Raw genomic sequence first — 22641 nt, 5'->3', positions numbered from 1 at the left:
ATGGCTCAGAGTGAGTGGGTCTATGATTCTTCTTACCAAGCTTGGTATTACTTGAAATCAGATGGATCTTATGCTCGCAATGCATGGCAAGGAAATTACTATTTGAAATCGGATGGTAAAATGGCTAAGAATGAGCGAGTGGATGGTGGACGCTATTATGTAGATGCTTCTGGTTTGTGGAAACCATAGAGTAGAAATAATCTGGAAAGGTAATGCAAAGCTTTGCACAAATCTAACGATTTTGTTATACTATGTCTGTAAGCATTTCCATTAATAAATATAAAGGAGAAAAAGATGAGTCAAAAGATTATTGGGATTGACCTTGGTGGGACATCTATCAAGTTTGCTATTTTAACGCTAGAAGGAGAAATCCAAGAAAAATGGTCTATTAAGACTAACATTTTGGATGAAGGAAGCCATATCGTAGACGATATGATTGAATCTATTCAACACCGTTTGGGCTTACTTGGATTGTCTGCTGAAGATTTTCGTGGAATTGGTATGGGTTCACCTGGTGTGGTTGACCGTGAAAAAGGAACTGTTATCGGTGCCTACAACCTCAACTGGAAAACTCTTCAACCAATCAAAGAAAAAATGGAAAAAGCCTTGGGGATTCCATTCTTTATCGACAACGATGCCAATGTAGCTGCTCTTGGTGAACGTTGGATGGGTGCTGGTGAAAACCAACCAGACGTTGTCTTTATGACACTTGGTACAGGTGTTGGTGGCGGTATCGTGGCAGAAGGTAAATTGCTGCACGGTGTCGCAGGTGCTGCAGGTGAACTTGGACACATCACAGTTGACTTTGACCAACCAATCGCATGTACTTGTGGTAAAAAAGGCTGTCTTGAGACAGTAGCTTCAGCAACAGGTATTGTCAACTTGACTCGTCGTTATGCAGATGAGTATGAAGGTGATGCAGAGTTGAAACGCTTGATTGACGACGGTGAAGAAGTAACTGCTAAAACTGTCTTTGACTTGGCAAAAGAAGGGGATGATCTTGCCTTGATCGTTTACCGTAACTTCTCACGTTACTTAGGTATTGCATGTGCCAACATCGGTTCTATCCTAAACCCATCAACTATCGTTATCGGTGGAGGGGTATCAGCTGCAGGAGACTTCCTCCTTCAAGGTGTGCAAAAGGTTTATGATGAAAATACCTTCCCACAAGTTCGTACAACAACTAAATTGGCTCTTGCAACTCTAGGTAATGACGCTGGAGTTATTGGAGCAGCATCTCTTGTCTTGCAATAATAATTAATAAGTATTAAAAGGAGAAAATCACTATCTTGAAGCGAGTGATTTTCCTCCTTTCTTTTTTTATGCTATACTAGTTAAGAATAAAAGTTGAGGTAAGGGTAAATGACAAAAGCAGATAAGATTTTTAAAGAAAATATTGAGCGAATTCTCAATGAAGGGGTCTTTTCAGAACAAGCTCGTCCCAAGTATAAGGATGGAACAGTTGCCAACTCTAAGTATGTAACTGGAGCTTTTGCAGAGTATGATTTGTCTAAGGGTGAATTTCCAATCACGACCTTGCGTCCCATTGCTATCAAATCAGCTATCAAAGAAGTGCTCTGGATTTATCAAGACCAGACAAATAGCTTAGAAGTTCTCAATGATAAGTACAATGTTCACTACTGGAATGATTGGGAAGTGGGAGACACAGGTACTATTGGTGAGCGTTATGGGGCTGTGGTTAAGAAGCACGACATCATCAATAAAATCCTCAAACAGTTGGAAGCTAATCCTTGGAACCGTCGTAATATCATCTCACTTTGGGATTATCAAGCTTTTGAGGAAACAGATGGCCTTCTACCATGCGCCTTTCAGACCATGTTTGATGTCCGTCGAGTAGATGGGGACATCTATCTAGATGCGACCTTGACCCAGCGTTCTAATGATATGCTGGTAGCTCACCACATCAATGCCATGCAGTATGTGGCTCTTCAAATGATGATTGCCAAACACTTTGGTTGGAAGGTAGGAAAATTCTTCTACTTTATCAATAACCTTCATATCTACGATAATCAATTTGAACAAGCAGAGGAACTGCTCCGTCGTGAGCCTTCAAACTGCCAACCACGCTTGGTCTTGAATGTACCAGATAAGACTAACTTTTTTGATATTAAAGCAGAAGATTTTGAGTTGGTTGATTATGATCCAGTGAAACCTCAGTTGAAGTTTGACCTAGCTATTTAAGAACATAAAAAGAAGTTGGAAAAACCAACTTCTTTTTTGTTTATTAACGTGATACGCGACGGCGAGCTGCTTTTTTACGGTTTTCTTCGATGAAAGCTGCTTTTTGTTCTTCTGGTTCAATCACTTTCTTTTTGAATGCGTATACTGCACCTGCAACAGCAGCAACAGTTCCTGCAACACCTGTTACGAGACCTTTAGCAAATCCTTTAGCCATGAGTCTTCCTCCTTTTATTTATAAATCAGACGGAAATAGCTTAAGATATAGCATTTTTCTGCCTGTCTATTTTGTGATATAATAATAGTAACGAAAAAATGGGAATTTTTCAAGGAAAAACGATGAAAAGCAAAATAATTGTGATTGTTGGTCCAACTGCAGTTGGAAAGACTGCCCTGGCCATTGAAGTTGCTCAGCGATTTAATGGAGAAGTAGTTAGTGGAGATAGCCAACAAGTCTACCGAGGACTGGATATTGGAACGGCCAAGGCAAGTCCGGAGGAGCAGGCAACTGTCCCTCATCATTTGATTGATGTGAGAGATGTAACCGAGTCTTACTCGGCTTTTGATTTTGTTTCAGAAGCAAAGGCAGCCATCGAGGATATTCAAAATCGTGGTAAACTTGCTATTATCGCTGGTGGGACAGGACTTTATATTCAGAGTCTACTAGAGGGATATCATCTCGGTGGAGAGACACCACACGAGGATATTTTAGCCTACCGAGCTAGCTTAGAATCTGTTTCAGATGAGGAGTTAGTTCATCTCGTTGGGAAAGCAGGTCTTGAAATTCCCCAATTTAATCGTCGTCGTGCTATGCGTGCCTTGGAGATTGCTCATTTTTCTCAAGATTTGGAAAATCAAGAAAGTTTATATGATCCGCTGATTATTTGCTTGGATGATGAGCGTAGCCAGCTTTATGAGCGTATCAATCACAGAGTGGACCTGATGTTTGAAGCTGGACTTCTAGACGAAGCCAAGTGGTTGTTTGACCATTATCCAGATGTGCAGGCTGCTAAAGGGATTGGCTACAAGGAACTCTTTCCCTATTTTCGAGGAGAGCAGAGTTTGGAGGAGGTTAGCGATAGTCTCAAGCAGGCGACTCGTCGATTTGCCAAGCGCCAGCTAACCTGGTTCCGCAATCGCATGCAGGTGACCTTTTATCAGATAGGAGAATCTGGTGTTAAAGAGCGTATTTTAAGCCAGATTGAGGAGTTTTTAAATGATTGAAACGGAGAAAAAAGAGGAGCGAGTCCTGCTCATTGGTGTTGAACTCCAGGGTATGGATAATTTTGACCTCTCCATGGAAGAGCTGGCTAGTCTGGCTAAGACGGCTGGTGCAGTTGTAGTCGATAGCTACAGACAAAAACGAGAAAAATACGACTCTAAGACCTTTGTTGGTTCTGGTAAGTTGGAAGAAATTGCTCAAATGGTGGACGCAGAAGAAATCACGACAGTCATTGTCAATAACCGTCTGACACCTCGACAAAATGTCAATTTAGAGGAAGTCTTAGGTGTTAAGGTGATTGACCGTATGCAGTTGATTTTAGATATCTTTGCCATGCGAGCTCGAAGCCATGAAGGTAAGCTACAAGTGCATCTAGCTCAGCTCAAATATCTCTTGCCTCGTTTGGTTGGCCAGGGGATTATGCTCAGCCGTCAGGCAGGGGGAATTGGTTCCCGTGGTCCAGGTGAAAGTCAGCTGGAGCTTAACCGTCGTAGTGTTCGCAACCAGATTACAGATATCGAACGTCAACTCAAGGTAGTTGAGAAAAACCGAGCGACAGTTCGAGAAAAACGTTTGGAGTCAAGTACCTTTAAGATTGGTTTGATTGGTTACACCAATGCTGGGAAGTCAACTATTATGAATACTTTGACCAGCAAGACCCAGTATGAAGCAGATGAGCTTTTTGCAACTCTAGATGCAACAACTAAAAGCATCCATCTTGGTGGCAATCTACAGGTAACCTTGACAGATACCGTTGGATTTATTCAAGACTTACCAACCGAATTGGTGTCAAGTTTCAAGTCGACTTTGGAAGAAAGCAAGCATGTAGACCTTCTGGTTCATGTTATCGATGCCAGCAATCCTTACCATGAGGAACATGAAAAAACAGTTCTTTCCATCATGAAAGACTTGGACATGGAGGATATTCCTCGCTTGACCCTTTATAATAAAGCGGATTTGGTGGAGGACTTTACGCCTACTCAAACGCCGTATGCATTGATTTCGGCAAAGTCTAAGGATAGTCGCGAACAGTTGCAGGCTTTATTGCTGGATAAGATCAAGGAAATTTTTGAACCCTTTACTTTGCGCGTGCCTTTTTCTAAGTCCTACAAGATTCACGACTTAGAAAGTGTCGCGATTCTTGAAGAACGGGACTATCAAGATGACGGCGAAGTCATTAGAGGATACATTTCTGAGAAAAATAAATGGAGATTAGAAGAATTTTATGACTGATATCAAAACTTTAGCACTCAAGTATGGTGGCTATACAAGTCTAGATAAGGTTTACCTAGATCAACTTTTAGCTGGTAGATCTGAGCAGGAGCAACTAGCCCTCATTACACCTCCACCAAGCGTGGTTAATGCCTACTTTGCCGAGCTCTACCAGAAAAAAAGTCCTCAAGCTGCGACCGATTATTTTGCGGAAGTCAGCCAAGAACTAAATCTTTACAATGTTGATCCAAGTTTCACTCTAGAAAACAAGCCCTTTATTCGCCTCAATCTATCTGGTAAATCCTTTGGATTTTGCTACGAAAAAGAAGGTCTTGGTCGCATTTTTTCAGAAGCTGAGGAAGTCATTACGGATGAATTACTCTTTGAGATTGCGCAAATTTTCCCTCATCAGCTCGTTTTTGAGGAGTCTGGCAACATCTATATGAAGGCTATCGGAGACGAAGAAGTTGTTAGCGTGGAAAATCTCACAGCCTTGACAGATTTGGAAAATTTGGCAGATGGTCGCAAGCGTCTCAAAGGATACAACCAAGAGGATTTACTACAAGAAGCTAGAGCTTTTTCTGGCAAGCTGTATTATCGCTCTGAAAACAGAACTGCTATGTTATATATTGATTAATTAGAAAGTATCAAATGGATATTCAATTTTTAGGAACGGGGGCTGGTCAGCCCTCTAAAGCCCGCAACGTTTCAAGTCTCGCCCTGAAACTCTTGGACGAGATTAACGAAGTCTGGCTCTTTGACTGTGGAGAAGGAACGCAAAATCGCATTCTAGAAACGACGATTCGACCACGAAAGGTCAGCAAAATCTTTATTACCCACTTACATGGAGACCATATCTTTGGTTTGCCAGGATTTCTTTCTAGTCGTGCCTTTCAAGCCAATGAAGAGCAGACAGATTTAGAAATCTATGGTCCCAAAGGCATCAAATCTTTTGTCTTGACCAGTCTACGAGTGTCAGGTTCACGCCTGCCGTATAAGATTCATTTTCATGAGTTTGACCAGGATTCCCTAGGGAAAATCCTTGAAACGGATAAGTTTACCGTTTATGCAGAAGAGTTGGATCACACTATTTTCTGTGTCGGTTATCGTGTCATGCAAAAGGACCTTGAAGGGACCTTGGATGCTGAGAAACTCAAGGCTGCTGGTGTGCCATTTGGACCGCTTTTTGGAAAAATTAAAAACGGTCAGGATGTCGTATTAGAGGACGGCACTGAGATTAAGGCTACTGACTATATTTCAGATCCTCGCCCTGGTAAGATTATCACTATCTTGGGTGACACTCGAAAAACGGATGCCAGTGTACGTCTGGCTGTTAATGCCGATGTCCTTGTCCATGAATCAACTTATGGCAAGGGTGATGAGAAGATTGCCCGCAATCACGGTCACTCAACAAATATGCAAGCTGCGCAGGTTGCAACAGAAGCAGGAGCCAAACGACTCTTGCTCAACCATATCAGTGCACGCTTCCTCTCAAAAGACATTAGCCAGCTTAAGAAAGATGCGGCAACAATTTTTGAAAATGTCCATGTAGTTAAAGATTTGGAAGAAGTGGAAATCTAGAAGATTGAGAAAGGAAAAGTATGCGTACTGTTCTCATAACAGGAGCTAGCGGAGGTCTAGCCCAAGAAATGGTCAAACTCTTACCAGATGACCAACTCATCTTACTCGGCAGAATTAAGGAAAAACTAGTTCAGCTATACGGGAATCATCCACATGCAGAATTGGTCGAGATGGACATTACCGATGCTCAAGCCCTAGAAGACCTAGTAGCTGAACTCTACCAGCGCTATGGAAAGATTGATGTTTTGATGAATAACGCAGGATATGGGATTTTTGAGGATTTCGATAAGATTTCTAATCAAGATATTCATCAGATGTTTGAGGTTAACACCTTTGCTTTGATGAATCTGTCTCGTTTGGTTGCTTCTCGTATGAAGGAAATCCGAAAAGGCCATATCATCAATATCGTCAGCATGGCAGGTTTGATAGCAACTGGCAAGTCTAGTCTATACTCTGCGACCAAGTTTGCGGCCATCGGTTTTTCAAATTCTCTTCGCCTTGAGCTCATGCCCTATGGTGTCTATGTGACGACGGTTAATCCCGGTCCTATCCGTACAGGGTTTTTCGACCAGGCTGACCCAGACGGCAGTTATCTAAAATCAGTTGACCGTTTCCTACTCGAGCCAGATGCAGTAGCTAAAAAAATTGTTAAGACCATAGGAAAAAATAAACGAGAACTCAATCTCCCAGTCTTGCTAAATCTAGCCTATAAGTTTTATACTCTCTTTCCCAAGTTAGCGGATAAGTTGGCTGGAGAGACCTTTAATTATAAGTGATGAAGCTGTTCCCTTGAGGAATGGTTTTTTTCTATAACTTTGGGCGACTATTCATCAAAAATAATCCCTGAAAATACTGGTAGTTTTCCCTTATTTGATAGTTTTGGAGTATAATTGAGATAAGAAAGGTCATTAGATAAATGAAGTCCCAAACCAGCTAGCTTACCCTAGATAATGCTCTATGTATAGTCGGAGGTCGACAATGGAATTATTGACAATTGACCAAATCATTTCCCTTACCCAAGAAGAAACACAAGGACTGGACCCTGAGATAAGAGAAGGGATTGTCCTGAATAAAACAGATTTGCCAGTGTCTGAACTGGATCGTTTGAAAAGCCAACTTCAAATCCAAGATTTGGATCCGATTTTTAGGAAGTATATTCTGGCCTATAACTGGGGGCAGATAGGTTTTTTAAGTTACCAATTTGGATATGGGGACAGCACTAGTCTTACTTGGCTAATCAATCGCAATTTGGAATACCATGATTATTCAACTCTACAAGAAAGCAGCTTGATCATCATTGCAAATGGAGATCCCTACACTGTTTTGCTGGATTGTCAATCTGGGGCGGTCTATGCTGTTGATGCAGAGATGACCTATGATGAAAAAATATGGCTGGCACCAGATTTTCTAGCATTTGTTAGAGCCATGGGAACGGCTCAATCTGCAGTTTGGACGGGTTGTGAAAGTGACTTCATCCACTTGATGACTAGAAAATGTCATGCGTCCAGTTTGATATTCTGGCAGAGTGTGGTCGGATTTTATGATTGAAAATAGAAGGAGCAGGTCATGGAATTTATAGTAGCTGAGGAGGGAATTCCTCAAAATATTGGATGTCAGGGAGCCTTGATTGCCTATTATGGCTGTGAGATAGAATTTCATTATGAAACCGTGCCACCGCACGGGGATGAGATTTTTTCTGCCAAGTTGCCCTTGTTAGAGCTTGAACTGCCTTTTTGGATCTATGGGAGAAATCTCATATTCTTAGACGCTTACTACCTTTTAGCCGAAACTGTTAAGAAAGGAACGTGGGATCCGATAACCAGTATGCTCATCAACATTCATATGGGGAAATACGCCAGCCTAGACCACTGGTACAATCATATATCTATTGAGCAAAACGGTCTTGAGTTGAAAAATGATTATGATGGACAAGTCATGACTTTGAAAACGGTTGACAAACTTCATTGGTTTGTCCTAGATACCGAATCACAAGAAAGGAACTAAAGATGGCAAAGAAAAGAGTTACATTACCAAAAGAGTTTAAGGATTTAATGGATGAAGGAAATATTGAAGCCCTGAAAGCAGTCTATGATCGCTGTGAATTAACCGCTCATGATGGAAGATTTAGCTTATGTACACCTCTGCATATGGGAGGAGTACCAGATGAATTGGTAATCTGGCTGGTAGAAAAGGGCCTAGATATAAATGTCCCAGATTATTATGGAGCGACTCCTTTATACCGTCAAGCAATCTTGGGGAGAGATACAGTAAAACTCTTGTGTGAATTGGGGGCAGACATTGAAAAGCCCAATACCTATGGCGATACCCCTCTACATATGGCAGCTGAGTTTTTCCATCCTAAGACTGTCAAACTTTTAATTGACAAGGGAGCAAATGTCAATGTAGAGAATGATATGGGAAGAACTCCACTAGCTTCAGTCTTGATGGTTTGTCGGGGGATCTATATTGCCCAAACTGCTGAAATTGCCTCTATGTTACTAGAAGCAGGTGCTAAGAAAACCTCTAAAATGAAGGAAAGAGTTGAGCAAATCGGCAAGGATTTTGAATTTCATCGAGAAAGTATCCATCCTGACTACGTAGAGGCTGCAGATAAAGGATTAACAAAACTATATGAGCTCTTTGATGTCAAGCCTGTAGCCAAACGAATAACCCACGATGGAGTTTCTCCGATTCTCGTAAAAGAAGGTAGCTGGGAGGAGCAATATGAGGAACTATGGTCTTTCTTGATCCCTTCGAGTGGAGCAGCCAAAACTGTTCAGGGAGAAGTTATCCGTATACCAGGTCGAGTCCGAGATGAGCTGGATCGCAATGGTGGGGTCAACTGGGACAGGGACTATAGAAAAATGCTTCAGGCTATGCCTCAATACTTGTCTCTAGGAATCCCTCTTTCAGATCAAGAATTGGAAGAGACTAAAGAGCTTATTGCTCAAGTTCATGGGAAAGATTTTGATGACGAGCCTCGCCTAGACCGCCTGTGTCAGTTAGCTATTGCTTGGATAAAGCAAAATCCTAAACCAATTGACTTAAAAGAACCAAGTTATAATCGGTAAAAAGAATAAGAGTTTGACAATGATTACATTAAAAAATATTGGAGAATTTAAATCGGTTCCACAACTTGTTAAGGGCATCATAGAGGGAGACACCTTGGCCTTAGACCAATATCTTGCAAGTGGTTGGGATATTGACCAAGAAATAGAAATCAGCAAGTATACCTCTCTAAGCCCAATTGATTTATCCTTGATTACAGGAAATTTTGACTCCCTAAAATGGCTAGTGGAAAAGGGGGCTCATTTAAATGTAAAAAATAACCCTTCATTTTTGTTGGCTGTCAGGTATTGTGATGGTACGTTCATCAAGTATCTTATGAAACATGGAGCAAAGATTCATAGTGTAAATGCTGTAAAGTCGGAAGCCTTTCAAGAAGCCTTATTTGGAAATAAGTTTGATAATCTAGCTATTATCCATGCATTAGGACATAGTGTCGAAAAATATGGTGGAAAAGCATTTAGGAGAGCCGTTGCAGATAGAAATTATCAGGTGCTAGATTTTTTTATTAAAAATGGAGTTGATATAAACTATAATGCCTCCGACTCGGTTTATCCCTTTAAGCCAACGCCTCTCTGTGTAGCTGCAAGATATGTTGACCTAGATATGTGTAAATACCTTGTAGAGCACGGGGCGGACGTGACTCTCACTGAAAAAGATGGTATGAGACCTTATAGTATCGCTATCGAAAAGGGGGATCAAGAGATGGCAGAATACTTTCAAAAACTAGAGCCAGTAGAATTTCATAATTTACGCAATAAATTGGATGAACTAAAACCATTTAAACTGCCTCGGGAACTTACCGATTTTCTCATGAGTCAAGACTTATATTTTGAACTTACTAACTGTGATTTTAAGTGGATAGAGTTTTTCCCTCTTATGCAAACAATTCCCTTAAAAAAAGGTCGTAAAAAATTTCTCCGTATTTCACGGTTAACCGGAGATTATACTCATATCTATATCATTTGGCATCCAAAGACAAATAAAGTAGCTTTTTACGATGAGGAACACGAAACTATAAGTGATATTTGTAGCTTTAAAGAATTTATCTGCAATATGTCTAGACACTTACAAGAAATTCTTGAAGATTAAGAGAAATCAAAAAGGGGGGCTCTTATGCAACTAATTGACCAAGTTAAAAAAATAGAAACTTATATTTGTGAGTGTTTTGAAGATTGGGATTTGGATGATCCTGTAGAGGAAGGATATCTGGAAGATTATCAGGATATTTCTGGTGCTTCCGAGGAAGAGCTTCAAGGCTTTGAGGAAAGATTTGGTATTCGTCTACCTAGTGACTTCAAAGAGCTTTATAGCTATAAGAATGGGAGTAAATACCTCTCTATTTTACCTTGTGTGATTGACCAGAGAGATCTGACTTTTTCTCTCATGAGTCTACAGGAAATTGAGACTTGTAAAAAGTACTTTCAAAATAGAGATGCTCTGTTAACCGAATTTCCCGACTATTTTTCTAGTCAAGACCTGGAAAATATGCGTGATAGCAGGATTAAGCCTTATCTTTTTAATAAAAAATGGCTTCCTTTTGCCCAGTATTGTGACTCTTGTTATCTTATGCTGGATTTTGATCCAGACCAGGAGGGTCAAGAAGGACAGGTTATTTGCTACATCCATGACCCTGATGAAATTATCTATGTAGTAGAAAGTCTTACAAAACTGATTGAAGGGATAATGGAAGAAATCATATGAATGGACAAATGTATCAGATAGCCTGTATCGTGGCAGCAGCTAGGAAGGCTTTAAAAAGTGGTAAAGAAATATGTTATAACCCCGAAAAATATACAAATAAGTTGAGCTTTCAAATTTTGCCGTCAGAAAATGGGGAAGCTACAGAACTTTCTGTATCTGATTGGTTTGAAAACCTTAAGAAAAAAGGTCTAAAGGACTTACAATTATTTTGTCCTATTTCAGTTGAAGACAGAGGGATTTTAGGCTTTTCCAATACGACACAGAGTTCAATTCTCTGTTTTTATAAAGATGGGAAGGCAAGTTATTTCCTACCAAATTGGGAATCTGCTTCCGCAGGTAGGGGCTGGGATGTGACCTACACTGAGTATGAATGGGAAAGGTCTTCTCAAGACATTCCCCACTATGAAGATAATATCGAAGAATTTAAGGGCATATTGGCTCGTATAGAAGATCTAGCAATTAAAATTGAATGTGACAACTTTGCCAAAGTCTTTCACTCTGCTAGAAACTTTTTGCTAGACCCAGAATCTGGTAAAGGACTGGCAGAACCTCAAATTCCACCGCAACATCTAAGCATATTTAGAGCTGCAAGTGCAGCGGATGTTTTTGGAGCAATGGGCTCCTGGAATGATGAACCTGGATGGCTGGCACAAGATAAGGGACTTGGTCAACAATACGATGACCTTTCGGATCAGTTGCTCAGAAATATTCGATTAGCCATTCTATTTGCCATCAATGAATGGTGATTGTTTATACTCTTCAAAAATCAAATTCAAACCACGTCAGCTTCGCCTTGCCGTACTCGAGTACAGCCTTTGGCTAGCTTCCTAGTTTGCTCTTTGATTTTCATTGAGTATTAGGAGGAAGAAAATGGGGAAGTTAAAGTTAAGCCTATTGAACAAATGGGAACTAGACAAGGACTACAATAGTGTTTTCAATTCTGTCATGTTACATGATGGTAGAGCCTTTGTATTGACCAGTGAGAAGGAAGCTTTTAATCGCTACTGTCTGCTAGAAGTGACTCCTTTGGGAGTCAAGGAGATAGATGCTTGGGCTTGTGACCATGTTTGGGAGGAAGAGCCTCTACTCTTTACAGATGGACAAAATATTGGCATCATCAAGGCTGGCAAGGAAATAATCTATTATACTGGTGATTTTTCTCATCCAGAAATCATTGCCATAAAGGATTCGCAAAGTATACTTCCTAAAAAGGCACAAGAGAGATATTTTCAAATAGTATCAGATAGCGACCAGATACCTGTGTGTTTTGAAGAGCAAGTTTATACAAATCAGGCAAGAAACTTTGCCCTTTTAGAATTTGATAGAGAGAAAAAGCAGGCGAAGTGGACCACTTATTCGCATATTGATAAAAAAGCTTTAAACTACCACGACACGAACTCTGATGCTTGTCCTAAAATCGATAGTCTGAAATATTGGCAGCGAGAGCTCTATGCCTTTACCTCTGGAGAAAGTCAAACCTCCGTCAATAAATGGGGCATGGACTATTATGCCCTAGTTAAAATCTCTAGTGATGGTCGTATTATCGAAAAGTTATTAGAATCTGAACATTTAAAGGCTTTAGGTAAAAAAGCTGGTGTCAATGGAATTTTTACGGATTCGCCTTATCTTATCCTGAGCCCCCTATTTAAAAATGATGAATGGAAGGGCAAGCAAAAGCTATTTTCTCTGGCAACAAGAGAATTGTGCGATATAGCCTTGCCTAGAGGAATGAGTAAACACAAGGTTCAAAATATAACAGACAACTTTTGTTTAACCTTCCTGTACGACAGAGGATTAAAAGAACTTGCTCTTTGTCAGATTGACTAGGCTGTGAGGCTGAGTTTGGGAGCTTTTTATTGATAGGTGCTGAAATTTCTTGATTAGTCTACAGTATCTAATTTGAGCTGTTTTCTTGTGAAATTTGACCAAGTATTGCAAATCGAATCTTAAAATAGTATACTAGAACTAGCAATTATGAAAACGTTTGCGTTTTTGTTAATTATAGGAGACAAACTATGGAATTGACAGCCATTTATCATAGACCAGAATCAGAATATGCTTATCTTTACAAAGAAGGTCAGCTACATATCCGAATTAGAACAAAGAAAGATGATATTCAAAAGGTCATTTTGCATTATGGTGATCCCTTTATTTTCATTGAAGATAAGTATGAAGCCAAGAAGGAAATGACCAAAGTAACCTCAGATGCCTTGTTTGATTATTGGCAGGTTACAGTCTCGGTTCATTTTGCACGGATTCAGTATCTCTTTGAACTCCTTGATAAGGAAGGTCAGGGTGTCTACTATGGTGATAAGGGTTGTGTAGAATATACTCAAGAAAACTTGGATGCTGATGGAAATGGCTTTAAACTTCCTTACATTCATGAAATAGATGGTTGCCAGGTTCCTAGTTGGGTTTCAGAAACTGTGTGGTATCAGATTTTTCCTGAACGCTTTGCCAATGGAAATCCTAACCTAACTCCAGATAGAGCTAGAGAGTGGGATGCAGAGATTTCCCCTGGTAGAGATGACTTTTTTGGTGGAGATTTGCAAGGAATTATCGACCATCTAGACTATCTCAAAGACCTAGGAATCACTGGGCTCTATCTCTGTCCTATTTTTGAAGCTACGACTAATCACAAATATGATACGACGGATTATTTTGAGATTGACCGTCACTTTGGAGACAAGGAAGTCTTTCGGAATCTAGTCGATGAAGCTCATAAACAGGGCATTAAGATCATGCTTGATGCGGTGTTTAATCATATCGGTTATCAGTCGGCTCAGTGGCAAGATGTTCTGAAGAATGGAGAAAATTCCCCTTATAAAGATTGGTTCCATATTCAAGAATTTCCAATTACTGAGGATAAACTGAAGAAGCCAAAAGAACTACCGTATCATACCTTTGCCTTTGCTAGCTATATGCCTAAGTTAAATACAGCCAACCCGGAAGTTAAAGAATTTCTTTTAAGTGTTGCGACCTATTGGATTGAGAATTTTGATATTGATGCTTGGCGTTTGGATGTTGCCAATGAAATTGACCACCAATTCTGGAGAGATTTCAGAAAGGCAGTTCTTGCTAAAAAGCCTGGTTTGTATATTTTAGGTGAAATCTGGCACACGTCTCAGCCTTGGCTAAAAGGGGATGAGTTTCATGCAGTTATGAACTACCCTCTTTCTGAAAGTATCAAAGACTATTTCTTGCGTCAGCATAAAAAGACAGAGCAGTTTATTTCAGAAATCAACAGCCAGTCTATGTACTACAAGCAACAAATTGCTGAAGTGATGTTTAACCTTTTAGACTCTCACGATACAGAGCGTATCCTCACGACCGCTAAAGGAAATATCCAGCATGTCAAGGCTGCTCTCGCCTTCCTCTATCTTCAAAAAGGGGCTCCTTGTATCTATTATGGAACAGAGCTGGCACTTAAAGGTGGACCAGATCCCGATTGCCGTCGTGTCATGCCTTGGGACCGTGTGTCTGAAGACAATGACATGCTGATTTTCATGAAGAAATTAATCAAGGTTCGTAAGGAAATTTCAAGCATTATTCAATATGGAATCAATAAGCTAGAAGAAGTGAAACCAGATATTCTTTCCTTGAAGTGGAGCTACGAAGGAAAAGAAGTTCAGGCTATCTTTAATCAGTCTAAGGAAAATTTTGCCTTGGATAGAGATTCAGTTGACTTAGCAAGTCATTGTCAAGTTAAGGAGGGACAACAAATCATCTTACCAGATGGATTTGTGGTCTATATTTCTTAGTAAAAAAGGATTAAAATAATGGCACTCAAGGAAGTTTATGATTATTTTCGTCACTATGATAAGGACACTTACCAAGTTGTCGCCTGCATGGGCAATGAACCATCGGAAGAAGATATTCGGGATTTTGAAACTCAATATGGCATTCGTCTGCCAGAAGATTTCAGAGAATTCACCATGTCAGCTCTTGGAGGTCTCTTTATGGAAGTCAGGGAAGAGCTATGGCCAAGAGCCAAGGCTTACGATGTAGCACCATTTTGGACCTTCTGCCGAGGTATTAAGGTTTTTGGAATTGCAAATGGCATCCCAGATTTCTTAGACATTCGTCTTAAAACCAAGGAATTACACGCTCTGGGCTTTGAGGATTATATTCCATTTCTGTCTGTCATCGGGGATGGAGATGTAATTTTCTGCTTTGATAAGGACAATCACATAGTAGCTTTGGATTGGTATAACAGTGGAGAAACGGAAGAGCTTAATTGTGATTTTTCAGGACTTTTACTCCAGCAAATTGCAGAGCTAGAAGAACGTAAAAATGAAATGATAAACATGTTAAAAGAAGGATAGTCAGTAATCGAAGGTAAATTCAGAATAGTTTTTCAGTAACAGCTGTTTCTATAAGTGAAACAGCTGTTTTGACGTATTTTTCTAAATGTACATTCAGATTTTTATTATTTTCTACAAAATATAGAAAAAACAATCAAAAGTATAATTTTTATAGGGATTCTATTGATGTTTCCTATATTATTTTATAGAATAGAAGTAATAAATACAACAAAAGTAAAGCGCTTTCGACAAAAATGGAAGCGGTTACTTAATAAGGAGAACCCTATGGGAAAAGATCATTGGAATCGTAAAAGTGTCTATAGCATTCGTAAATTCACGGTCGGGACATGCTCAGTGCTTATCGGGACATGCTCAGTCTTATTTGGAGCAAGTGTAGCTAGTGCAACCCCAGTTTCTGCTGATGAAACTCCAATTGCAGTTGCTACAGAAAAAGTGGAGAAAGAAACTCCTAAAGAGGAGGCTGTAGATTCAAAAGCTTCTGAACAACCTGTAACAACAGAAACTGTTACCAGTGAAGCAGTAGAAACCAATCATGAAGTAGATAAAAAAGAGGAAGCCCCAACTACTGAGACTACTCCTGAGAAAAAAGAAATCTCTGATGTAGAAAAGCAAGCTCCAGCTGTGACTCAGGATCAATCTGCTCAAACAGAAAAACCAGAGCTCAAACCTGCAACTAATGATGAGGTAAAACAGTTGATTGAGGATAGAAAAGTAGAATTCAATCAAAACTGGCATTTCAAGCTCAATGCCAATGCTAAAGATGCGGTCAAGCCAGATGCCGATGTTTCTAGTTGGAAGAAATTAGACCTTCCTCATGACTGGAGTATCTACAATGACTTTGACCATGACTCACCTGCCCAAAACGAAGGTGGGCAACTCAATGGTGGTGATGCTTGGTACCGTAAGACCTTTAAACTCGATGAAGAAGATCTCAATAAGAATGTTCGTATCACATTTGATGGGGTTTACATGGATTCTCAGGTTTATGTAAATGGACAGCTAGTTGGTCACTATCCAAATGGTTACAACCAATTCTCATATGACATCACTGACTATCTCCATAAAGACGGTCGCGAAAATGTCGTAGCAGTGCATGCCATTAATAAACAACCAAGTAGCCGTTGGTACTCAGGAAGTGGGATTTACCGTGATGTTACTCTTCAAGTCACAGATAAGGTCCATACTGAGAAAAATGGAACAACTATCTTAACACCAGACCTTGAAAAACAACAGAATGGCAAGGTTGATACTCATGTAACAAGTAAGATTGTCAATACTGATGATAAAGATCATGAAATTCTTGCTGAATACCAAATCATCGAACGTAATGGTCAAGCTGTAACTGATCTAGTTCGTACAGCTAGTCAAGTGTTGAAAGCTCATCAATCAGCTAGCTTAAATGCTATTTTACAAGTTGATAAACCAAAACTTTGGACAGTTCATAGCGACCAACCAGCTCTTTACGAATTGGTGACTCGTGTCTATCGTGATGGTCAATTGGTCGATGCTAAGAAGGACTTGTTTGGTTACCGTTACTACAACTGGACACCAAATGAAGGCTTCTCTTTGAATGGTGAACGCATTAAATTCCATGGGGTTTCTCTTCACCATGACCATGGAGCTCTTGGAGCTGAAGAAAACTATAAGGCAGAATACCGTCGTTTGAAACAAATGAAAGATATGGGTGTGAACTCTATCCGTACAACCCACAACCCAGCTAGTGAGCAGACTTTACAGATTGCTGCTGAGCTTGGTTTGTTGGTCCAAGAAGAAGCCTTCGATACTTGGTATGGTGGTAAGAAACAGTATGACTACGGTCGCTTCTTTGACAAAGATGCTACTCACCCAGACGCTAAGAAAGGTGAAAAATGGTCTGATTTTGACCTTCGTACCATGGTTGAACGAGGAAAGAATAACCCTGCTATCGTCATGTGGTCTATCGGTAATGAAATCGGTGAAGCAGATGGGAAACCTCGTTCTCTAGCAACGGTTAAACGCTTGGTTCAAGTTATTAAGGCTGTTGATAAGACACGCTATGTCACTATGGGAGCAGATAAGTTCCGTTTTGGTGATGGTAGTGGTGACCATGAAAAGATTGCCAATGAACTTGATGCCGTTGGATTTAACTATTCAGAAGACAACTACAAGAAACTTCGTGCGAAACATCCAAATTGGTTGATTTACGGTTCTGAAACTTCCTCAGCTACTCGTACACGTGGAAGTTATTTCCGTCCAGAACGTGAATTGGTCCACAGCAATCAGGCTTACCGTCATTATGAGCAATCAGACTATGGTAATGACCGTGTTGGTTGGGGTAAAACAGCTACAGCATCTTGGACTTTTGACCGTGATAATGCTGGTTATGCTGGTCAGTTTATCTGGACAGGTACCGACTATATCGGTGAGCCTACTCCATGGCACAACCAAAACCAAACTCCAGTTAAGAGTTCTTACTTTGGTATCGTAGATACAGCTGGTATTCCAAAGAATGATTACTACTTGTACCAAAGCCAATGGGTTTCTGCTGAGAAGAAACCAATGGTTCACTTGCTTCCTCACTGGAACTGGGAAAATCCTACCCTAAAAGAGAATGTAGCGGATGCAGATGGTAATATTCCAGTCCGTGCCTATTCTAATGCGGCAAGTGTAGAACTATTCTTGAATGGTAATACTCTAGGCAAGAAGACATTTACTAAAAAACAAACAAGTGATGGACGTACTTACCAAGAGGGTGCTAAACCGAATGAACTTTACCTTGAATGGAAGGTTGCTTTTGAAGCAGGTACTTTAGAAGCAGTAGCTCGTGACGAAGCTGGTAACATCGTTGCTCGTGATAAGATTGTGACCGCTGGAGAACCTGCAGGGGTTCGTTTGGTCAAAGAAGAAAATGCTATCGCAGCTGACGGAAAAGACCTCACTTATATCTATTACGAAATTGTTGACAGTAAAGGTAACGTAGTTCCTACAGCCAATAATCTTGTTCGCTTCCAGTTGCATGGACAAGGTCAGATTGTCGGTGTGGATAACGGGGAACAAGCCAGCCGTGAACGTTACAAAGAACAAGCAGATGGTTCATGGATTCGCAAAGCCTTTAATGGTAAGGGTGTTGTGATTGTTAAATCAACTGAGCAAGCAGGTAAATTCACCTTGACTGCTCACTCTGATTTCTTGAAATCTGGTCAAACAACTATCTTCACAGGTAAGAGAGACCAAGAGGAAAAAACTGTTTTAGGTACAGAGGTTCCTAAAGTTCGTACAGTAATCGGTCAAGCAGCGAAAATGCCTTCAAAAGTAGGATTTATCTACAGTGATGGTAGCCGTGCAAAACTTCCAGTAGAATGGTCTGCAGTTGATGTCAACCAACCTGGTATTTTTACTGTTAAAGGTGTGGCAGAAGGAAGAGATGTAGAAGCGCGTGTTGAAGTCTTGGCCCTCGAAACAGAATTACCGGTAGTTAAGAGAATTGCACCAACTACAGATCTAAGTACGGTTGACCCATCTGTTAGCTATGTATTGTCAGATGGTACTGTAGGAAGTTATGATGTTGATAAGTGGGAAGTTGCAGCAGAAGATCAAGCTAAATTAGCTATCCCAGGCTCTCGTATCCAAGCTAAAGGAATTTCAGGTGATGACCAAATCGATGCGACCTTTGTAGTCGCAGAAGGTCAAGCAGCTGCTCCAGTAGTACCGACTGTAACTGTAGCAGACCAGCCTGTAGAAGGGCTCTCAACGGATCAACCAGTTCTATACCATAAACTTGCTTATGGAACTGCTTTACCTGAAGTCAAAGCTTTGGCTGAAAATGCGCAAGTGACTGTTATTCAAGCTAACGAAGCAAATGGTATGCGTGCAAGTATTTATGTTCAACCAAATGATGGTGGAGCATTGCAAACTTACGCTATCCAGTTCTTGCAGGAAGCTCCGCAGATCGAACGTTTGAGCCTAGAAGTAGAAAATGCAGCTGCACTGAAAGAAGACCAAACAGTTGGTATCAAGGTATTGGCTCATTATCAAGATGGAACTCAGGCCGTATTAAAAGCTGACAAGGTAACCTTCTCAACATCAGGTGAAGGAGACGTAGCTGTTCGTAAAGGTATGCTTGAATTGCATAAACCTGGTCAAGTAACTTTGAAAGCTCAATTTGAAGGAGCTGAAGGTCAGATTGACTTGAACATTCAGGCAAATACTGAAAATAAAGTTGTCCAGGCTATTCGTCCAGTAAGTGTCGTGACAGGTTTGAACCAAGAACCAAGTCTACCTGATACAGTAACGGTAGAGTACGACAAAGGATTTCCAAAAGTTCACAAGGTGACTTGGCAAGCAGTTGCTAAGGAAGACCTTGCTAAATACCACAGCTTTGATGTTCTAGGTAAAGTAGAAGGAATTGAAAACAAAGCTCATGCTAAAGTTTCTGTAGAGGGTATCATTGCAGTCGAAGAAGTGACTACAACAACTCCAGTTTCAGAAGCTCCTCAATTACCAGAAAGTGTTCGTACTTACCATTCAAATGGACAAGTATCATCAGCTAAAGTGACTTGGGATGCTATTGATCCAAGCCAGTATGCACAAGAAGGTAGCTTTACAGTGACAGGACATGTGGAAGGTACTCAGTTACCAACAAAACTTCATGTTCGTGTATCTGCTCAGACAGAAACTGGTGCAAATATTTCTGATCAGTGGACAGGTTCAGAGTTGCCACTTGCCTTTGCATCAGACTCAAATCCAAGTGACTCAGTAGCCAATGTCAATGACAAACTTATCTCATTTAATGATCAACCGGCAAACCGCTGGACAAACTGGAAACGTACAAGTGAAGCATCGGTCGGAATCCTATTTGGTGATTCTGGTATCCTGTCTAAACGTTCGGTTGACAATCTCAATGTTGCCTTCCACGAAGACCACGGTGTTGGTGCACCTAAGTCTTATGTCATCGAATACTATGTAGGAAAAGATGTTCCAACAGTTCCTAAAAATCCAAGCTTTGTAGCCAGTGAAGACCACGTCTTTAACGATGACAATAATTGGAAACAAGTGACAAATCTTAAAGCTCCAGATCAAGTGAGAGCTGGAGAAATGACTCACTTTAGTTTTGATAAAGTCAATACCTATGCGGTTCGTATCCGTATGGTTAGACCAGATGGTAAATGGGGTACTTCCATTACAGAAATTCAAATCTTCTCTAAACAAGTAGCTGCAGCTAAGAAAGCTCAAGCTCAAATCCAAGTAGATGGAAAAGATTTGCCAAACTTTAACCCTGGCTTGACTGACTATTATCTAGAAGCTAAAGAAGACCAAGCACCAACTGTAACAGCAAGTGTATCAGATAATGGTATTGCTACAGTGATTCCAAGCGTGCGTGAAGGGGATCCAGTTCGTGTTGTCGTTAAGGCTGAAAACGGAGATATTCTAGGTGAATACCGTCTCCACTTTACAAATGATAAAGACTTGCTAGCAAGTAAACCTGTTGTTGCTGTGAAATCATCACGCTTGGTTGCTAAGGGCCATACTCTTGAGTTACCTGCGAAAGTCGCTGTTTACTTCACAGGTAAAGATGGCTATGAAGTCAAAGACTTGGCAGTTGAATGGGATGAAGTTCCAGCTGAAAATCTAGCGAATGCAGGTGAATTTACAGTTCGTGGTCGCGTTTTAGGTACTGATTTAACTGCTGAAGTAGCAGTACGTGTGACTGATAAACTCGGTGAAAACCTATCAGATAACCCTGATTTCGATGATGATAGCAACCGCTCATTTGCTTCTGCAACTAACGATATTGATCCAAACTCTCATGACCGTGTGGACTATGTTAACGATGGTTCTGATGATGAAACCCGTCGTTGGACCAACTGGTCTCCAACTCCATCTGATAATTCAGAGGTTTCAGTAGGGGTTATCTTTAGAGAAGCTGGCAAGATTGTTGAACGTACAGTCGCTGAAGGAAGCATTCGATTCTTCTCAGATGGTGGTACAGATGCACCTTCTAAACTAGTCTTAGAGCGCTATGTGGGACCAGAATTTGACTCACCAGAATACTACTCTAACTACCAACCATACGATCCAGAACATCCATTCAACACTCCTTCTAACTGGGAGAAGGTTGAATACCGTGCGGATCAAGAGATTCAAGCAGGTACTGATATCCATGTAACCTTTGCCCCAGTTAAAGCTAAGGCTATGAGATGGCGCATGGATAGAAAAGCTGATACCAAGGGTGTAGCTATTACAGAAATGGCCTTCATTGCTCCAAGTGAGGAACCTAAGGATAGTACAGTTGCAAAACTTCTTGTGGATGGAAAAGAGATTGCTGACTTCTCTGAAGATCGTGTGGATTACCAAGTAACCTACAGTGGAAATCGTCCTCAAGTAACAGTTGAAGCTGGCGAAAACGTAGCAGCAACTATTGTTGATAGTGGAGATGATAAACTTCCAGTCTTGATTCATCTTGTTTCAGAAAGTGGTAAACATATTAAGGAATATCGCATTCAATTGACTAAGGCAGATGCTGAAAGCGCTAAGACAGAACCAGCTGTACACGAAGTACCAGAATACACTGGAGGCGTGAATGGAGAAGAACCGGCTATACATGAAGTTCCAGAGTTCACAGGCGGTGTGAATGGGGAAGAACCAGCAGTTCACGAAATTCCAGAATACACTGGAGGCGTGAATGGAGTTGAAGCAGCAGTTCACGAAGTACCAGAATACACTGGAGGCGTGAATGGAGTTGAAGCAGCAGTTCACGAAGTACCAGAACATACTTTAGGAGCGAATGTAGTCGAACCAGCAGTTCACGAAGTACCAGAATACACTGGTGGTGTGAATGCAGTCGAAGCAGCGGTTAACGATGTGCCAGAATACAAAGGTGGTGCCAATGCAGTCTTTGCAGCGGTGAACGAAGTTCCAGAATATACTGGTGGCGTGAACGCAGCTGAAGCAGCGGTTAACGATGTGCCAGAGTACAAAGGTGGTGCCAATGCAGTCGAAGCAGCGGTGAACGAAGTACCAGAATATACTGATGGCGTGAACGCAGCCGAAGCAGCGGTCAATGAAGTACCAGAGTACAAAGATGAGCAGTCGATTGTAGCCCTTGCTATGTCACAAGATAAGACTTATCAAGCACCTGCAAGCCGTCAACATATTCTCCCTGAAACAGGTACTAAGGAAAATGCAACCCTTGCAACAGCAGGTGTTGTGGGAGCGCTTCTTGGACTCTTTGCAATGGGAAAGAAGAAAGACGAAGAATAAAATAATCTGACAGTATTTAGATTATAGAGATTGGACAAGAAAACAATCTCAACTATAAAAAGTGGACAAACTAGTTTCAAGAAACAGAACTAG

At 40.8% G+C, this 22641-nt stretch carries 18 protein-coding genes and 1 pseudogene; 18 read left to right on the top strand and 1 reads right to left on the bottom strand.

All coding sequences use genetic code 11. The features are described from left to right. The 3 genes and pseudogenes from QM857_RS02000 to QM857_RS01990 all read left to right on the top strand — a co-directional run. Window positions 1–189: pseudogene (locus QM857_RS02000) on the top strand (N-acetylmuramoyl-L-alanine amidase family protein); the annotation flags it as partial. A 105-nt stretch (window positions 190–294) separates the two neighbouring features. Next, window positions 295–1254 (top strand): ROK family glucokinase, encoded by a 960-nt coding sequence (locus QM857_RS01995; RefSeq protein ID WP_414274892.1) that lies wholly within the window; start codon window positions 295–297, stop codon window positions 1252–1254. Window positions 1255–1362: 108 nt separating this feature from the next. Beyond that, complete coding sequence (locus QM857_RS01990) at window positions 1363–2202, top strand: thymidylate synthase (RefSeq protein ID WP_414274891.1); 840 nt, start codon at window positions 1363–1365, stop codon at window positions 2200–2202. 43 nt (window positions 2203–2245) lie between these two features. Here the strand turns inward: QM857_RS01990 and QM857_RS01985 are convergent, their stop codons facing one another. Further along, window positions 2246–2416 carry a DUF3042 family protein gene (locus QM857_RS01985; protein ID WP_001051780.1) on the bottom strand — a complete coding sequence of 57 codons (171 nt, stop codon included), beginning with the start codon at window positions 2414–2416 and terminating at the stop codon, window positions 2246–2248. Window positions 2417–2538: 122 nt separating this feature from the next. Between QM857_RS01985 and miaA the strand changes: the two genes are divergently transcribed. The 15 genes from miaA to QM857_RS01910 all read left to right on the top strand — a co-directional run bounded on the left by miaA (window position 2539) and on the right by QM857_RS01910 (window position 22548). Continuing rightward, window positions 2539–3423 carry a tRNA (adenosine(37)-N6)-dimethylallyltransferase MiaA gene (gene miaA / locus QM857_RS01980; RefSeq protein ID WP_414274890.1) on the top strand — a complete coding sequence of 295 codons (885 nt, stop codon included), beginning with the start codon at window positions 2539–2541 and terminating at the stop codon, window positions 3421–3423. Then, window positions 3416–4654, top strand: a complete 1239-nt coding sequence (gene hflX / locus QM857_RS01975) for a GTPase HflX (protein ID WP_049508580.1) — start codon at window positions 3416–3418, stop codon at window positions 4652–4654. Before miaA ends, hflX begins: the two co-directional genes overlap by 8 nt. After that, window positions 4647–5270 (top strand): cystathionine beta-lyase, encoded by a 624-nt coding sequence (locus tag QM857_RS01970; RefSeq protein WP_414274889.1) that lies wholly within the window; start codon window positions 4647–4649, stop codon window positions 5268–5270. Before hflX ends, QM857_RS01970 begins: the two co-directional genes overlap by 8 nt. A 14-nt stretch (window positions 5271–5284) precedes the next feature. Beyond that, window positions 5285–6214: a ribonuclease Z gene (gene rnz / locus QM857_RS01965; RefSeq protein ID WP_414274888.1), complete on the top strand. Its 930-nt coding sequence runs from the start codon at window positions 5285–5287 to the stop codon at window positions 6212–6214. Window positions 6215–6234: 20 nt separating this feature from the next. Beyond that, complete coding sequence (locus tag QM857_RS01960; protein WP_414274887.1) at window positions 6235–6990, top strand: SDR family NAD(P)-dependent oxidoreductase; 756 nt, start codon at window positions 6235–6237, stop codon at window positions 6988–6990. A gap of 202 nt (window positions 6991–7192) precedes the next feature. After that, window positions 7193–7762, top strand: coding sequence for an SMI1/KNR4 family protein (locus QM857_RS01955; RefSeq protein WP_414274886.1), 570 nt, complete (start codon window positions 7193–7195; stop codon window positions 7760–7762). 18 nt (window positions 7763–7780) lie between these two features. Then, the gene (locus tag QM857_RS01950; RefSeq protein ID WP_414274885.1) at window positions 7781–8218 is read left to right on the top strand and encodes a hypothetical protein; all 438 of its coding nucleotides are present in this window, start codon (window positions 7781–7783) and stop codon (window positions 8216–8218) included. Window positions 8219–8220: 2 nt separating this feature from the next. Further along, window positions 8221–9285 (top strand): ankyrin repeat domain-containing protein, encoded by a 1065-nt coding sequence (locus QM857_RS01945; RefSeq protein WP_414274884.1) that lies wholly within the window; start codon window positions 8221–8223, stop codon window positions 9283–9285. A 19-nt stretch (window positions 9286–9304) separates the two neighbouring features. Then, the gene (locus QM857_RS01940; protein WP_414259424.1) at window positions 9305–10372 is read left to right on the top strand and encodes an ankyrin repeat domain-containing protein; all 1068 of its coding nucleotides are present in this window, start codon (window positions 9305–9307) and stop codon (window positions 10370–10372) included. A gap of 24 nt (window positions 10373–10396) precedes the next feature. Then, the gene (locus tag QM857_RS01935) at window positions 10397–10984 is read left to right on the top strand and encodes an SMI1/KNR4 family protein (RefSeq protein WP_414274883.1); all 588 of its coding nucleotides are present in this window, start codon (window positions 10397–10399) and stop codon (window positions 10982–10984) included. Further along, window positions 10981–11730, top strand: a complete 750-nt coding sequence (locus QM857_RS01930; protein WP_414272546.1) for a hypothetical protein — start codon at window positions 10981–10983, stop codon at window positions 11728–11730. The genes QM857_RS01935 and QM857_RS01930 overlap by 4 nt, the downstream gene beginning before the upstream one ends. A 124-nt stretch (window positions 11731–11854) precedes the next feature. Further along, window positions 11855–12811, top strand: a complete 957-nt coding sequence (locus QM857_RS01925) for a hypothetical protein (protein WP_414274882.1) — start codon at window positions 11855–11857, stop codon at window positions 12809–12811. Between the two features lie 188 nt (window positions 12812–12999). Continuing rightward, window positions 13000–14745: a glycoside hydrolase family 13 protein gene (locus tag QM857_RS01920; RefSeq protein ID WP_414274881.1), complete on the top strand. Its 1746-nt coding sequence runs from the start codon at window positions 13000–13002 to the stop codon at window positions 14743–14745. An 18-nt stretch (window positions 14746–14763) separates the two neighbouring features. Further along, window positions 14764–15309, top strand: a complete 546-nt coding sequence (locus QM857_RS01915; RefSeq protein WP_414274880.1) for an SMI1/KNR4 family protein — start codon at window positions 14764–14766, stop codon at window positions 15307–15309. Window positions 15310–15573: 264 nt separating this feature from the next. Continuing rightward, window positions 15574–22548: an SIALI-17 repeat-containing surface protein gene (locus QM857_RS01910; RefSeq protein WP_414274879.1), complete on the top strand. Its 6975-nt coding sequence runs from the start codon at window positions 15574–15576 to the stop codon at window positions 22546–22548. Window positions 22549–22641 lie beyond the last annotated feature (93 nt).

The organism is Streptococcus infantis, from assembly GCF_047463315.1.
Classification (GTDB): domain Bacteria; phylum Bacillota; class Bacilli; order Lactobacillales; family Streptococcaceae; genus Streptococcus; species Streptococcus infantis_AB.
Note: the sequence above shows the minus strand (reverse complement) of the source record. Positions and strands in the feature narration are given on the sequence as shown.